The sequence below is a fragment of the Polynucleobacter sp. es-MAR-4 genome, assembly GCF_018882055.1.
Classification (GTDB): domain Bacteria; phylum Pseudomonadota; class Gammaproteobacteria; order Burkholderiales; family Burkholderiaceae; genus Polynucleobacter.
This window is the reverse complement of the sequence record NZ_JACVPF010000002.1, coordinates 163672-178978: the sequence shown is the minus strand read 5'-3', so window position 1 is coordinate 178978 and position 15307 is coordinate 163672. Positions and strand designations below refer to the sequence as shown.

11 protein-coding genes are annotated in these 15307 nt (G+C 46.4%); 9 read left to right on the top strand and 2 right to left on the bottom strand.

Annotated features, from left to right (window positions below; translation table 11 throughout):
* Positions 1 to 45 precede the first annotated feature (45 nt).
* The gene (locus ICN16_RS06985; protein ID WP_216136036.1) at positions 46 to 1056 is read left to right on the top strand and encodes a class 1 fructose-bisphosphatase; all 1011 of its coding nucleotides are present in this window, start codon (positions 46 to 48) and stop codon (positions 1054 to 1056) included.
* A 99-nt stretch (positions 1057 to 1155) separates the two neighbouring features.
* Here ICN16_RS06985 and cphA (ICN16_RS06980) read toward each other — a convergent pair whose 3' ends face one another.
* Entirely contained in the window at positions 1156 to 3726 is a 2571-nt protein-coding gene (gene cphA, locus ICN16_RS06980) for a cyanophycin synthetase (protein WP_216136035.1), read from the bottom strand.
* Positions 3727 to 5919 (bottom strand): cyanophycin synthetase, encoded by a 2193-nt coding sequence (gene cphA / locus ICN16_RS06975; protein ID WP_216136032.1) that lies wholly within the window; start codon positions 5917 to 5919, stop codon positions 3727 to 3729.
* A gap of 210 nt (positions 5920 to 6129) precedes the next feature.
* Here cphA (ICN16_RS06975) and ICN16_RS06970 point away from each other — a divergent pair, with 210 nt between their 5' ends.
* The 8 genes from ICN16_RS06970 to ICN16_RS06935 all read left to right on the top strand — a co-directional run bounded on the left by ICN16_RS06970 (position 6130) and on the right by ICN16_RS06935 (position 15296).
* On the top strand, positions 6130 to 8472 hold the full coding sequence (locus ICN16_RS06970; RefSeq protein WP_216136029.1) for an ABC transporter ATP-binding protein: 2343 nt from the start codon (positions 6130 to 6132) through the stop codon (positions 8470 to 8472).
* Entirely contained in the window at positions 8469 to 8945 is a 477-nt protein-coding gene (locus ICN16_RS06965) for a DUF1854 domain-containing protein (protein WP_216136027.1), read from the top strand. Before ICN16_RS06970 ends, ICN16_RS06965 begins: the two co-directional genes overlap by 4 nt.
* 187 nt (positions 8946 to 9132) lie before the next feature.
* Positions 9133 to 10131 carry a tripartite tricarboxylate transporter substrate binding protein gene (locus ICN16_RS06960; protein ID WP_216136844.1) on the top strand — a complete coding sequence of 333 codons (999 nt, stop codon included), beginning with the start codon at positions 9133 to 9135 and terminating at the stop codon, positions 10129 to 10131.
* Positions 10132 to 10218: 87 nt separating this feature from the next.
* Positions 10219 to 10746, top strand: a complete 528-nt coding sequence (locus ICN16_RS06955) for a tripartite tricarboxylate transporter TctB family protein (protein ID WP_216136025.1) — start codon at positions 10219 to 10221, stop codon at positions 10744 to 10746.
* Positions 10747 to 10787: 41 nt separating this feature from the next.
* Positions 10788 to 12287, top strand: a complete 1500-nt coding sequence (locus ICN16_RS06950; RefSeq protein ID WP_215334646.1) for a tripartite tricarboxylate transporter permease — start codon at positions 10788 to 10790, stop codon at positions 12285 to 12287.
* Between the two features lie 93 nt (positions 12288 to 12380).
* Entirely contained in the window at positions 12381 to 12752 is a 372-nt protein-coding gene (locus tag ICN16_RS06945; RefSeq protein WP_216136023.1) for a DUF2946 domain-containing protein, read from the top strand.
* A 68-nt stretch (positions 12753 to 12820) separates the two neighbouring features.
* The gene (locus ICN16_RS06940) at positions 12821 to 13303 is read left to right on the top strand and encodes a copper uptake system-associated protein (protein WP_216136020.1); all 483 of its coding nucleotides are present in this window, start codon (positions 12821 to 12823) and stop codon (positions 13301 to 13303) included.
* 13 nt (positions 13304 to 13316) lie between these two features.
* The gene (locus ICN16_RS06935; protein WP_216136017.1) at positions 13317 to 15296 is read left to right on the top strand and encodes a TonB-dependent receptor; all 1980 of its coding nucleotides are present in this window, start codon (positions 13317 to 13319) and stop codon (positions 15294 to 15296) included.
* Positions 15297 to 15307: the final 11 nt, after the last annotated feature.

Below are 15307 nucleotides of genomic sequence, written 5' to 3'. Positions count from 1 at the left end.
AAATAGAGTCCATACAGAACTAAACCCATCACGGAGAAACTCCTTTTGAGCGCTTCAAGTACTTTTAATACCAATTTCAAGCAATACCTAGAATCCACCAAGGTTCAGGGTGCAGCCATCCCCGCTGGATTGCAAGAGTTGTTGCTTGCTGTTGCAAACACTTGTTCCACATTAAGTCATGAAGTTGCTCAAGGCGCCTTAATTGGCTTATTGGGCTCTGCGGGAACGGGCAATGTCCAGGGCGAAGTTCAGCAAAAATTGGATGTGATTGCTAACGACCTATTAATCGATGGTGTACAGGGATGTAAATCATTGGCTGGTCTTGCTTCTGAAGAGATGGAGTTACCACTTCCGGTTCAAGGAACTGGCGACTACTTATTGCTATTTGATCCATTAGATGGCTCTTCTAATATCGATGTGAATGTATCCATCGGCACTATTTTTTCTGTACTCAAGAAACAAGATCCTGTGGCACCTTTGCAGACAGAGGATTTCTTATTGTCAGGCCGTCACCAGGTGGCAGCTGGTTACGTTGTGTATGGTCCACAAACCACCATGGCATTAACTCTGGGTGATGGCGTAGTGATGTTCACCCTCAATAAAGTAACTGGTGAATTTGTTTTAATTAAGCATGCAGTAGAGATTGCTCACTCAACCAAAGAGTTTGCTATCAATATGTCGAATATGCGTCATTGGGCTGAGCCTGTGCGTCGCTACGTTGATGAGTGCTTGGCTGGCGTCAGTGGCGAACGCGATAAGGATTTCAATATGCGTTGGATTGCATCCATGGTTGCCGACGTACATCGCGTCTTATCGCGTGGCGGCATCTTTATGTATCCATGGGATCAACGTGAGCCACACAAGCCGGGTAAGCTTCGTTTGATGTATGAGGCAAATCCGATGAGTTTCTTGGTTGAGCAGGCTGGTGGTGCATCGACCAATGGTGATCAGTTGATTATGGATATGGTTCCTACTGAGTTGCATGAGCGCGTTTCTGTCATGCTGGGATCCAAAGAGGAGATTGAGCGTTTGCAACATTACCATTCTCAGGCTTAATGCATCTGCCGTAATCAAAGCCAATAGCACCCAACAAAAAGCCCAATCAGTGATTGGGCTTTTTTATTTAAGGCGATCATCTGAAAATGAATCAAATGACTAGGGCCGAACCTTCTCTTTAAGGTAGGCCAGAGATTCCTCTACTTGGTCAATGAGAATTAGACAGATGTCGCCAGCAGATAAATCATTGAGGGCGGTATCGATTGCAAGGAATTCACCAGTGATTTCTTTAACCTGTTTGGCTTTCTTGGTACCCACCAAACCTTCTTGTAAAAGTTTAAGAACTTCTCCATCTTCTCGACCACGTTGACACTGGTCTTGATAGAGAATGACATTGTCAAAACTATTGCCAAGAATGCGCGTTAAATCACGAATATCTTCATCGCGGCGATCACCTGCGCCACTAATCACAACGTGACTCTTCTTGGGCTTCATGGCTTCGATAGCGCTTGCTAAAGCACGCATGGCATCTGGGTTGTGACCATAGTCAGCAATCACAGTGGCGCCATTGTGCTGGAATTGATTAAAACGTCCTGGTACGGCATTGGCAGAGCTTTCAAAAGAATGCAGTCCGCGCGCAATTTTTTCAGCATCTAGCCCTAAAGCCCAGGCGGCACCAATAGAGGCCATTGCATTTTCAATTTGGAAACCTAAAACACCATTTTGAGTCAGTGGAATCTCGCTCACAGGGAAGCGGAAAAGTACGCGCGCTCCTTTTGAGCAGACGATATAAGTACCATCAAAGAAGATGACTTTTTTATTCTTGGCGCGGTGGGCTGCAATGACAGGGTGGTGTTGATTCTGTGCAAAGAAAATCACGCGACCAGTGCAAACATCACCCATCTTTACAACTATTGGATCGGCAGCGTTAAGAACTGCAGCGCCGGTTGGTGCAACGTTCATCACAATAACGCGTTTCAGAATCGCTAAGTCTTCTACGCTAGTGATGTAATTAAGACCTAGGTGGTCTCCTTCTCCAATGTTTGTCACTACAGCAACTTCGCAACGATCGAAGCCAAGGCCCTCACGTAACATTCCGCCACGGGCTGTTTCTAGTACGGCAGCATCAACATCCGGGTGCATGAGGACATTACGAGCGCTCTTGGGGCCACTGCAGTCACCAGAATCAATTAAGCGATGGTTAATGTACACACCATCAGTAGTCGTCATACCGACGCGCAGGCCAGTCTCATTCAGTAAATGAGAGATAAGTCGAACGGTTGTAGTTTTACCGTTAGTACCAGTCACGGCTACGACTGGAATACGGCCATCTTCACCTAGTGGATACATCATGTTGACGATATCTTCGCCAACAGGGCGGCTCTTGCCATAGGAAGGTTTGAGATGCATGCGTAGGCCTGGTGCAGCATTCACTTCGACAATGCCACCACCTTGAGTCTCTAAAGGCTTGTAAATCGCCTCACACAGTATGTCGACACCAGCAATATCTAAGCCAATCATTTGTGCGGCAGCAATTGCGCTGGCAGCAACATCAGGGTGAACGTCATCAGTCACATCGGTGGCGGTGCCACCAGTGCTGAGATTGGCGTTATTGCGAAGTAAAACACGCTCACCGGTCTTGGGAACATACTGAGGGCTTGAGCCATTGCTGGCTAAATGCGCAAGAGCGATGTCATCAAAACGAATCTTGGTTAATGCAGTGGCATGACCATCGCCGCGCAATGGATTTTTGTTTTCTAGTTCAACCAGTTCGGTGACGGTATGCTTGCCATCACCAACAACTTGGGCGGGTTCGCGACGTGCTGCGGCGGATAGGCGATTACCTACCACCAGCAAGCGATAGTCAGCGCCGGGTAAGTAGCGCTCAACAATGGTTTCGCGTCCGAAGGCTTGAGTAACTACAAAGCCAGCACGTACCTCAGCTTCTGTTTGAATGTTGGCAACAACACCTTTGCCTTGATTACCGTCCTTAGGTTTCAGAACAATGGGGCCGCCAATCTTTTGGGCTGCACGCCACGCATCATCCGCAGTAGTTACTACTTCACCGATTGGAACGGATACGCCTGCTGCTGCTAATAGGTTCTTGGTGAGCTCTTTATCTTGTGCAATAGCTTCTGCGATTGCACTGGTGTCGCTAGTCTCAGCAGCTTGAATACGCTTTTGTTTGCTACCCCAACCAAACTGCACCATGCTGCCTTCAGTCATGCGGCGATAAGGGATATTTCTTTGTACGGCAGCATCAACGATAGATCCAGTGCTTGGTCCAAGGCGGACATCTTCATACAAAGCTTCCAATTCGGAGAGAGCGGCCGCTAAATCAAATGGCACGTCACTGAGGGTTGCTTGGATTAACCCAAAAGCAAAGTCAAAGGCCATGCGACCAACAACTTCTTCGGTGTACTCCACCACGACTTGATAGACACCAGCATCAACAGTTTGCACTGTGCGACTGAAGGTTACTGGGCAGCCTGCTTGGGACTGAAGGCCTAAAGCAGCATGTTCAAGTGCATGTGCTAAAGACAAAATCTCATTGTGTCCGCCACGACGCATGCTGCCTAATTGGGGAAAGCGTTCACGTATTTTGATCTCAAACTGAGGAATGGAATCGATTGAGCGTTCTGTTTCATCGCAAGAAACAATTGCCTCTAAGGCGGTATGGCGGCTCCATAAATTCGGGCCGCGCAACATGCGAATACGGGTGATTTCCAATTAAACCCCTACTGGAACGCTGGCATCAGAAACAAAGGTTTCGGCACCAGCTTCGATAACGTTGAACGGAATATCTAAAGCCCACGCTGCAGCAATCGCAGCACCAAGATTCATGGGTTTCCATGGCTCGCTGGCGGTAGGCTCAGAGTTGCGTGGCACTGGAATACTCTTTTGATCATGCTTGGCAGACTTTAGGATGATTTGTTGATTGCCGATCATTACGACGCGACCACCATTCTTGAGATGCTCTTGCGCAATCGGAGATGCAGAATCTTGGGTAAAGAAGATGACTTCGCCATCAGATAGCTCAGCCATGCTGGCAACCATCGGGTCATCTGCGTTGAGAACAGCCACTCCCGTTGGCAACACCACATCCACTTGAGTTCTCACAATGCTAAATACTTGATCTTCATCGTAAATAGCGTATTGAGGAAAGTTAGCCTTTGGATCAACGTTCAAAACAACGCCTACTTGGCAGCGGTCATAAGCAAGACCTTCTATCAACATAGACAGATTGTTATTTTCGATTACGGCTGCTTCAACTGCACGATTTAATAAAGTGCGACGGGCATTTTCCCAGTTGGCAGCATTACTTTTTTGAATTGAGCGATGGCCGAAAAATAAACCTTTACTGCAAGATAAGCCAACATACAGATTGGTGAGTCGCAAGAAGTGAGCAATCATTTCGGCAACAGGAGTTTTGCCGCGAGCACCGCAGACGCCGACTACTGGAATGCGGAAATCAGCTCCCGGCGGAAAGAGGTGGCTTGCAATTTCTTTGCCAACCGGTTGTGGTTTGCCGCTGGCTGGCTTTAAATGCATCAATAAACCAGGACCAGCATTCACTTCCACAATAGCTGCATTTTGTTCGTCTAATGGCCTGCTAATGTCTTGTGCAACAAGGTCAACGCCGGCAATCTCCAGACCCACAACGCGGGCGGCTAGCGCAACTTGACTAGCTACTTCCGGATGAACTAAGTCGGTGACATCAAACGCTACGTTGCCATTGCTTTGAATGAGCACTTTTTGATCTACGCTTGGAATACTAGCGCCAGTCAATTTTTGACGCGCTAACTCTAGCTCTACTGCAGAGTCAATGCGCACTGGATTGAGAGGGCACTCTTCAGTGGTGCCGCGACGCGGGTCAGAATTGATCTGAATCTGAATCAGCTCAAGTACGGTATGTTTGCCATCGCCAGTAACCCAAACGGTTTCACCCTTGGCGGCTGCAACTACTTTGTTGCCAACTACGAGTAGGCGATGCTCATCACCAATGATGTGACGCTCTACTAGAACTTCGCTACCCTCATCAATTGCGACGGCATAGGCCGCTTCAATTTCTTGCTGGGTATACAGATTAATAAACACGCCGCGACCATGATTTCCATCAATTGGCTTCACTACGACTGGTAGCCCAATATCTTGTGCCGCTTCCCATGCATCATCTGCGCTAGTCACTGTGCGACCTTCAGGAGTAGGGACTCCTGCGCTAGACAGAAGACTTTTGGTGAGATCTTTATCTCGAGAAATCGTTTCAGCGATGGCGCTAGTTTGATCGGTTTCAGCAGTCCAGATGCGACGTTGTTTAGCACCGTAACCAAGTTGAACCAGGTTACCTTCAGATAAACGAATAGAAGGAATGCCGCGCTCTTCAGCTGCATTCACAATGCAAGCAGTGCTTGGCCCAAGCAATAGATCGTCACCAAGCTCACGCAGTTCTTCAATAATGGTGCTCACTAGAGCAACAGGATCCTTTGTATCCTGGGCTAAAGCAAGATAGAGGTCACGAGCGTATTTGAGTGCAGTGAGGGTAACTTCTTCGTTAATTGCACTCACCATGACTTTGTAAACTCCGCGACGATCACCATCACGCGCTTTACCAAAGCCACCGGGGATGCCGGCTAAATTTTGTAATTCCAAGGTCAGGTGCTCGAGAATATGAGCTGGCCATGTGCCTTCTTCTACTCTTTTGAGAAATCCACCAGCTTCGCCATAGCTGCAGCGATGTTCTTGAAGACTTGGTAGCGCTTTGACCAGGCGGTCATAAAAACCAGGAATGAGGTTGGAGGGGAAATCCTCCAATTCGCCAATATCGAGCCAAACCTCAATAACGGGATGGTAAGTCCACATATTGGGGCCGCGGAGATGCTTGACACTCAAGATCTCAATGGTTTTATCTAGTAATTGGGGCATATGTGGAATGGGGAATCTCAGCGCCGCCTCAGAAGGTGAGGGCGGGGATGACTCAGACTATCTCTCTGGTTCTAGTAATTATTCAAAATCCACAAAATTAGCAAAAATACATAAAAAAGCCTACTTCATTAATTTAACGGCTTTCTGCCCCGTAAAGTTGACACAGTTACTAAATCTAAAAAATCTAGCTCCACTATACTTTTAGGACTAATGAAGCCAGAAATTTCCCTATCCGCGCCCCCTTCGCCAAGTCATTGGGCTAGCGTTTTAGAGGCTCCCCAATCCCCGGTAAAAGGCCTTAACTCAATACTGGCATGGGTTGAGCTCGATTTAGATGGTGAAATGCGCTTTGAAAAAAGCCTGCTTTGCTTAATTCCTACCGGTCTATTTTGGACGGACGGTACCCGTTCAGAATTCTGGCCTATTAGCCCTGGGGCTCATCTCTTGCATGGCGATCATGCTGGTGTAGGCCATCTCAAGCTGGAGTCCGAGACTAGTCTTTTGAGGCTTTGGTACTTCACCTTAGCCGTCAACCCCCAAGTCTTGCGCCTGCAAAGTAGCTTTAGGCAGCTAATGAGAGGCGATCAGGTCAGTAATGAGTCTGAAGCTTCTGAATACGATAAGCAGGTTTGCCCAGTCTGCTTGAGCCCTAAACCAGCTAATTCAGACGCTTGTCCGACGTGTGATCCCGAGGTGGATGTACCTCCATCCACTTGGACCTTATTTAAGCTGTGGCGCTTTGCCCGCCCCTACAAAAAAGAGCTTTTGCTCGGTTTTGTCCTAACCCTGCTCTCAACCGGTGCCACCTTAATTCCGCCCTATTTAACGATGCCCCTAATGGATCATGTGCTGATTCCATATGAAAAAGGTAATCCGATTGATTTCCATTTGGCTAGCAAGTACCTCTTGGCTTTATTTGCTGCGGCAATCGTGGCTTGGGGACTCGGTTGGTGGAAAACCTATCTTCTTGCATTGGTAAGTGAGCGCATTGGCGCTGATTTGCGCAATACGACGTTTGAGCATTTACTCAAACTCTCTTTGGAATATTTCGGCGGCAAAAGAACGGGTGACTTGATTGCGCGTATTGGCGCTGAGACAGACCGCATATGCGTATTCCTATCGCTCTACGCTTTGGACTTTGCGACCGACGTCATCATGATCACCATGACGGCAGCAATTTTGGTGTCAATTGATCCTTTGCTTGCATTAGTCACTTTGGCGCCATTGCCATTTATCGTTTGGATGATTCATGTGGTGCGCGACAAACTGCGCTTTGGTTTCGAAAAGATTGATCGTGTGTGGTCTGAGGTAACCAATATTCTGGCCGATACGATTCCAGGCATTCGAGTAGTGAAAGCCTTTGCCCAAGAAGATCGTGAGCTCAAGCGTTTTGTCGACTCCAATAAACACAATTTACAAATCAATGATCGCGTCAATCGCGTCTGGGGATTGTTTTCGCCAACCGTCACACTCTTAACCGAAACTGGCCTCTTAGTTGTGTGGGGTTTTGGTATTTGGCAGGTGGCGCATCAAAAAGTTACCGTCGGTGTATTGATTGCCTTTTTGGCCTACATTGGACGTTTCTATATTCGACTAGATTCCATGAGTCGCATCGTTTCTCATACGCAAAAAGCAGCTGCTGGAGCTAAGCGTATTTTTGATATTTTGGATCACGTTTCCAGCGTGCCTGAGCCAATCAATCCAGCGCCTTTAGGTGAAGTCAAGGGTGGCATCTCTTTACGTGGCTTGGGCTTCCGGTACGGTAACCGTGCGGTTTCTAAAGGCATTGATTTGGATATTGCTCCTGGAGAAATGATCGGTTTAGTTGGTCATAGCGGCTCTGGTAAGAGTACTCTAGTGAACTTGATTTGCCGCTTCTATGATGTGAGCGCGGGTTCTATTACATTGGATGGGCGCGATATTCGTAGTATCGGAATCGCCGACTATCGCAAACGTATAGGTTTGGTTTTGCAAGAGCCATTTTTATTCTTTGGCACGATTGCAGAAAATATTGCTTACGGTAAACCGGATGCCACTCGTGAAGAAATTATTGAAGCAGCGCGTGCCGCACATGCTCATGAATTTATTCTGCGCTTACCACTCGGTTACGACTCGTTGGTGGGTGAGCGAGGTCAGTCCCTTTCCGGTGGTGAACGTCAACGCATTTCGATTGCACGTGCGTTATTAATTAATCCAAGTATTTTGATTTTGGATGAAGCCACCTCGTCGGTTGATACCACCACTGAAAAAGAAATTCAGCGTGCTTTGGACAATCTGGTTAAAGGTCGTACAACGATCGCAATTGCCCATCGACTTTCTACTTTAAGAAAAGCAGATCGTTTGGTGGTTCTGGATAAAGGCGAGATTGTTGAAATTGGTTCGCATGACGCACTGATGGATGCGAAGGGCGCTTACTACGCTTTGTATCAAGCCCAACTACGCCATGCCGCAGAGTTGGTTGAGGGTGGTGCCATTGGTGAAAGCATTGATGAAAATGAGCATGAAGAAGAAGTTCTGCAAGTCATTGCCAAAGAAACTGGGGGCGGGGTATGAGTCATTATCAGAAGCCGCACACGCTTGAGCGCGATGCCCTTGGCCGCCTAGTATTGATTGATACAGCTGGAACTCGCCATATTGGCGTTTATCCGGTAAGAGCCTTTCCTATCACCGCACCAGGTGCCGGGATTTCCATCATGGATCAGTCGGGTAAAGAGTTGTGCTGGTTTGATGGGCTCACCATCATCCCTGAGGGTGAGTTAACTCTGATTGAGGAAGAATTAGCTGCCCGAGAGTTCATGCCCGTAATTGAAAAAATCACCAAAGTATCGACTTTTGCCACCCCGAGCATTTGGGATATCGAAACTGACCGTGGCCCCACCAGGATTCGCCTTAAAGGTGAAGAAGATATTCGTCGAATTGCTGGCAATACGCTTCTGATCGCCGACTCTAATGGCCTGCAATTTTTAATCAAAGACTCCACTCAGCTGGATAAAGTTAGTAAGAAACTTTTAGATCGTTTCCGGTAAGCGTTTTTTCACAAAATGCTTACTAGGGTTACTACTGATTTAGTTAGTGTAAGCCCTAGGTGTCCATTTAAAAAATGTTGATGCCAATCAAGAGATCTGCACCCAGATAGATCAAAAATCGTTACACAACAAAGAAAAGCCAAAGTAATATTGGTATTCAAAATTTTTTGGAGGAGCGTTCATGAAGATGAAGTTAAAAGGGGCATTGATTTCCACCGCATTAGCCCTCGGTGCTGCTGCTGTTTCACCTGCTTTTGCTGCTTGGGAGCCAACCAAGCCAGTTGAGTTCATTATTCCTGCCGGTCCTGGCGGTGGTGCTGACCAAATGGCTCGTATGATCCAAGGCATCATCACAAAAAATAACTTGATGAAACAAGCAGTGATTCCTGTGAACAAGGGAGCAGGCGCTGGAGCTGAAGGTTTCTTGGCAATGAAGGAAGCTAAGGGCGATCCTAATAAGATCGTGATTACGCTCTCAAACTTGTTTACAACTCCATTAGCTACAGGTGTTCCATTTAACTGGCAAGACATCACTCCAGTTGCGATGTTGGCTCTTGACCAATTCGTTTTATGGGATAACGCTGACAAGCCTTACAAAACTGCCAAGGAATATATCGACGCAGCTAAAGCGGCTGGCCCTGGTAAGTTCAAAATGGGTGGTACTGGATCTAAGTCTGAAGACCAAATCATCACTGTAGCAATTGAAAAAGCAACTGGCGCTAAGTTCACGTACATCCCATTTAAAGGGGGAGGCGACGTAGCTGTGCAACTCGTTGGTAATCACATTGATTCTTCTGTGAACAATCCAATTGAAGCAGTTGCCCAATGGCGTGCAAATAAATTACGCGCATTGTGCGTATTTGATGACACACGTATGCCTTACAAAGAAAAGATCACTACAACTCAGTCCTGGAATGACGTTCCAACATGTAAAGAGGCTGGCGTGTCAACTGACTACGTGATGTTGCGCGGCATTTTCATGGCTCCTGGCGTAACTCAAGAGCAAGTTGATTACTACATCAACGTGTTCAAAAAAGTACGCGAGACAGCAGAGTGGAAGAAGTTTATGGCTGATGGTGCATTCAATCAGACATTCATGACTGGTAAAGAGTTCAGAAATTGGCTGACATTAAATGAAGCATTGCATAAGCAATTAATGGCTGAAGCTGGTTTCATAGCTAAGTAATCTTTGAGAAATGAAATAGGACCCCTAAGAACTGGGGTCCTATTTTTTGAGCAAGCGTATCTACTAACTTTATTAAAAAATATAAAAATGTCTGAACATACAAACAATACAAATCAAGACTCAGTCATTAGCGTTAGAGCGATGGACATCATTACATCGATCGTGTTCTTGGCTATAGGCCTGACAGTGATGATTGGTAGTCTGAAGTTGGGTGCTAGCTGGGGCGTTGATGGCCCAGAGGCTGGTTATTTCCCTTTCTATATCAGCTTGATCATCATGTTATCTAGCACGGTTACTTTGTATCAATCTGCAATCGTGAATAAGAAAAAGAAAACCGAATCCTTTGTTGATAGCGAGCCCGCTAAGCAGGTGATGGCGGTATTGTTGCCGGCGATTGTTTTTGTGCTTGGCGTGCAATTGATTGGCATTTATGTTTCTGCAGCCCTCTACATCGCGGTCTTCATGGTGTGGTTAGGTAAATATCCAATTTGGAAGGCGGTTGCCGTCTCTGTTGGAGTGAGCGCGGCTCTTTACCTCATGTTCGAATACTGGTTCCAGGTTCCATTGCCACATGGCGCATGGTTCAATCCACTCGAGTTTGTGGGCGTAAATTAAAAAACAATAACTATTAAAAAAGATTAAAAAAGGAGTCCAAGTTGGAAGAAATTAATGCTCTATTCAGCGGCTTTGCCGTTGCAATGACACCCTTTAACTTGCTATTAATGCTTGTCGGTGTAACTCTTGGTGTGATTATTGGTGTGTTGCCAGGTTTAGGTGGCGCAAACGGTATTGCGATTCTGTTGCCATTGACCTTCACAATGCCACCAACATCAGCAATCATCATGCTGTCCTGTATTTATTGGGGTGCATTGTTTGGTGGCGCGATTACATCCGTGCTCTTTAACATCCCTGGTGAACCGTGGTCTGTTGCGACAACCTTTGATGGTTATCCAATGGCTCGTAATGGTAAAGCTGGCGAAGCATTGACAGCAGCGTTCACATCATCATTTGTGGGTGCGTTCTTTGCGATTGTGATGATTACCTTCTTGGCACCATTGGTTGCGAAGTTTGCTCTCCAATTCGGTCCGCCGGAGTTCTTCTCGGTTTACCTCCTGACCTTCTGTAGTTTTGTGGGTATGAACAAAGGCTCGCCATTCAAGACAATTTCAGCAATGATGTTGGGCTTTGCATTGGCTACTGTTGGTATGGATACCGTGACAGGTCAGTTACGTTTAACTTTCGGTAACCCAGAGTTGATGCGTGGTTTTGACTTCTTGATCGCTGTGATCGGCTTGTTTGGTATTGGCGAGATTCTTCTTTCAATGGAAGAGGGCTTGGCTTTCCAAGGTGCTGCAGCAAAAATTCGCGGTAAGGTTGTTTGGGAAACTTGGAAGCAGTTACCAAAATATTGGGCTACTTCATTACGTAGCTGCTTAATTGGTTGCTGGATGGGTATCACCCCAGGCGGCGCTACACCAGCATCCTTCATGGCTTACGGTGTTGCAAAACGCGTATCTAAAGAAGGCGACAAGTTTGGTACCGGCAAAATGGAAGGTATCGTTGCTCCAGAAACTGCAGCTCACGCTGCAGGTACAGCAGCGCTTCTCCCAATGTTGTCCTTAGGTATCCCAGGATCACCAACAGCTGCTGTGTTGCTTGGCGGTTTGTTGATCTGGGGCTTGCAACCAGGCCCATTGCTCTTCGTTGAGAAACCAGACTTTGTTTGGGGCTTGATTGCTAGTATGTACTTGGGTAACTTGGCGGGCTTGTTTGTTGTATTAACTTGCGTTCCATTGTTTGCCTCAATCTTGAGAATTCCGTTCTCCATCATTGCTCCAGTCATTATTGTGATTTGTGCGGTTGGTGCATACACCGTCCACAACGCGATGTTTGACGTTTGGTTGATGTTGGGCTTCGGTGTGCTGGGTTATGTCTTCAAGAAGCTCGATTACCCAATGGCGCCTATGGTCTTGGCCTTGGTGTTGGGTGACCGAGCAGAAGACTCATTCCGTCAATCCATGTTGTTCTCACAAGGTAGCTTAGATATTTTCTTCTCTAACTACTTGGTAGGTGCGATCACTACATTGGCTTTGGTATTGCTGTTCTGGCCATTAATTGGCAAGTTCATCGGCAAGAAAAAGGCAGCTGCAGCGTAATAGAAAAGCTAGAAATAGCGATTTCAAAAGAGAAAAGGGGCGCAAGCCCCTTTTTTCACGCCTAAAGCAAAATTCCGATAAAATTCCACCATCATGAATTTCCGCAAAAACCGCCTCATTCACTGGATTGCTGCTCTAGCAATCGCAATGAGTGCACTTGCGCCAGCAGTTTCTCAAGCGGTATCGCTAGCGAAGCATGGCCAAGGTTTTGCAATGGAGATTTGCTCTGCTGACGGCACTAAGTCGCAGATTAATGTTCAGGGTGAAGATCAAGCAGATCTTGTAGAGGTGCAGCCTTGCCCATATTGCATCGCTCATGCAGCTATCACGCCAGCATTCAATACAAACCTCACATTCCAAGCGCCGCAAACACTGGCTTTGCTGCCGCAGCTTTTCTATCAATCACCCAAGCCTCTCGCTGTTTGGGTAACACCTCCCTCAGCAGCACCCCCTACACAAGCCTAAATCTTTTTAGGGCATAGCCTAGCTATGTAATTGGCAATCATGTTGCCGTGATGTTGTGTGGAGTAGTCATGTTTTCAATTCAAATGCATTGGCCTTCTTTAAAGGGGGTCTCATTATTTATATTTACAGCTATTTGCTTAGCCCCCCATGCTGTTGCACATTCCCAGACTGAGGTGGAGTCTCAGGAGAAGATCAAAGCGTTGATTCCAAAGACGTTTGACCAACCTAGTCTGAAGGTGCAAACCACCCCGATCGTGATTGAGGGAAAAGTAGCAATTGCCGACTGGACTCAAGGTCAAAAGGGTGGTCGTGCTCTTTTGAGAAGAAAGCATTCCGATTGGGAAATCATTGCTTGTGGTGGTGCCGGCTTTAAAGATCCAAGCGCTATTGCAGCAGCAGGTATTTCGAAAGAGATTGCCAGCAATATTGCAGCAAAACTCAAGACCGCAGAATCATCGCTATCCCCACAAAAAATTAAACAACTGGATTCATTTGATGGTGTTGTGACTATGGGTCACGGCATGCAGCATGGATCTGATTCAAAACACTAATTCGATATTCAAAATGAATCTACATAAAACTAAACTAGCAGTTGCCGCTTCACTCATTGTGGCTGGCAATGTGTATGCGCAAAGCCTGCCAAATGTAATCGTTACAGCGAAGCCAGATATTGCCGAAGTTGAAATTGACAAGTTCTCCAGCACCTCTGCCGTGATTACTGATGAAACAATTCGTGATTTGCACGCAGCCGATTTAGCATCCGCCTTACGCAATACGCCGGGAACCCAGATATCTCGATATAACCCAGTGGGCTCATATGGAGGGGCGGAAGGTGGATCAATCTTTATTCGCGGTATGGGTCTAAGTAGGCCTGGTAGCGAGATTAAAACTTACATTGATAACGTACCGATGTACATGCCTATTTGGAATCATGCGCTGTTAGATCTGCTGCCGGTCAATGGAATGAAGGACATCACTATCTACAAGAGCGCGCAACCTCAGGTAAATGGTAATAACTTTGCCTCTATCAATATGAATACGAAATCAGCCGGACCAGGTAACGGCGTATCGGGCAATGCTCGTGTTTCTTATGGCTCATACAACACGGTAATTGAACAAGTTGATATGGCCGGTAGGTATAACGACGTTGATTTTTCATTGGCTCAAGGTTTTTCTAAATCAAATGGTCAAAGAGCAAATGCAAGTGGTCAATTAAGCAACATCATGGGTGGCCTAGGGCTGAAGCTTGATCAGAATTGGTCTGTGGGTGTTAGTGGCATGGCTATTAACAATACAGCTTCAGACCCTGGAAACAACACCTTGCCAGCACCAGCGATTGCCCCAACCTATGACTCAGGAGCTCAAATGGTTACGGCGTTCGTTAAGCATCGTTACGATGCTGTTGAGGGTGAATTCCGTTTTTACAGTAATACTGGTAAGGGGAATATCAATAATGACAATGACCAAGGCGGATGGGGAACTGAAAATAACCCATTCACTATGCAAGGCTTTCGTTGGAAAGAAAATATCACCCCATGGACTGGCGGTAGCTTGCTGCTTGGTTTGGACTACGATACCTCGTATGGAAGCGTGACTCAAACTAGTCCAGCTGCTGGAGTTCCGTTTTTTCCTGGCGATCCTACGCCAGTAAACCCTCCTACCGTAAAAACCAATCTTCCTACATTTAAACTAACTTCCCCATATATTGGTCTGAGTCATAACTTCAGGTTCGGTGACGCTTGGTCATTACAGCCTTCTGCTGGCGTTAGAACTTATCAAAATAATTACTACGCTTCTAAGACGGCACCATATGGCGGTATCTCTTTAATTTCGGATTCCGTAACATTATTTGCCAATGCTTCTAAAGGAATTAATTATCCCGGCTTAGAAGGGCCGGCCATGAATGCCGCTAATGCGGTATGGGCAAAAAGATTTGGGGCTACTGCCAATAATTCCTGGGCTAATTTATCACCAGAGGAAATGAATCATCTTGAGGTCGGTGGAAAGTTTTACCCAGATAAAAAATCTAGAATTGATCTTAGCCTGTTCCAAGATGCCATTTCAAACCGAGCAACATTTACTGAGAACCCTCCGCTTGTAAATTGGGTAACCTTGGGCCAATACACCACAAAAGGTGTCGAGCTTTCTGGCCAGCGTGAAATTATTCCTGAAATCACCGGGTTCTTGGGATGGACTTATTTAAATAACGATAGCACTTCGAACCTTCCTTACATGCCGCAGAATGCTTTTAACGCCGCGCTTACGGGATATGTTTATAAGTTTAGGGTGTCCGTAGACGCGCAATATCAGACATCAATTTATACGCAGAACTTGGCTAGAAATAGCGCTTACACCAATACAACTCAGGTTGATGGCTTTGCTGTTGCCAATGCTCGCGTGTCCTACCCAATCCCAGAATTAGGTAAAAAAGGCGAAGTATTTGTGATGATTGAAAACCTATTTAACCAACAGTACAGCTACCGTCAAGGTTATCCAATGCCTGGTACCTGGGGGTCGATTGGTTTATCCGCAAGCTTTAATTGATCCTCCATTGC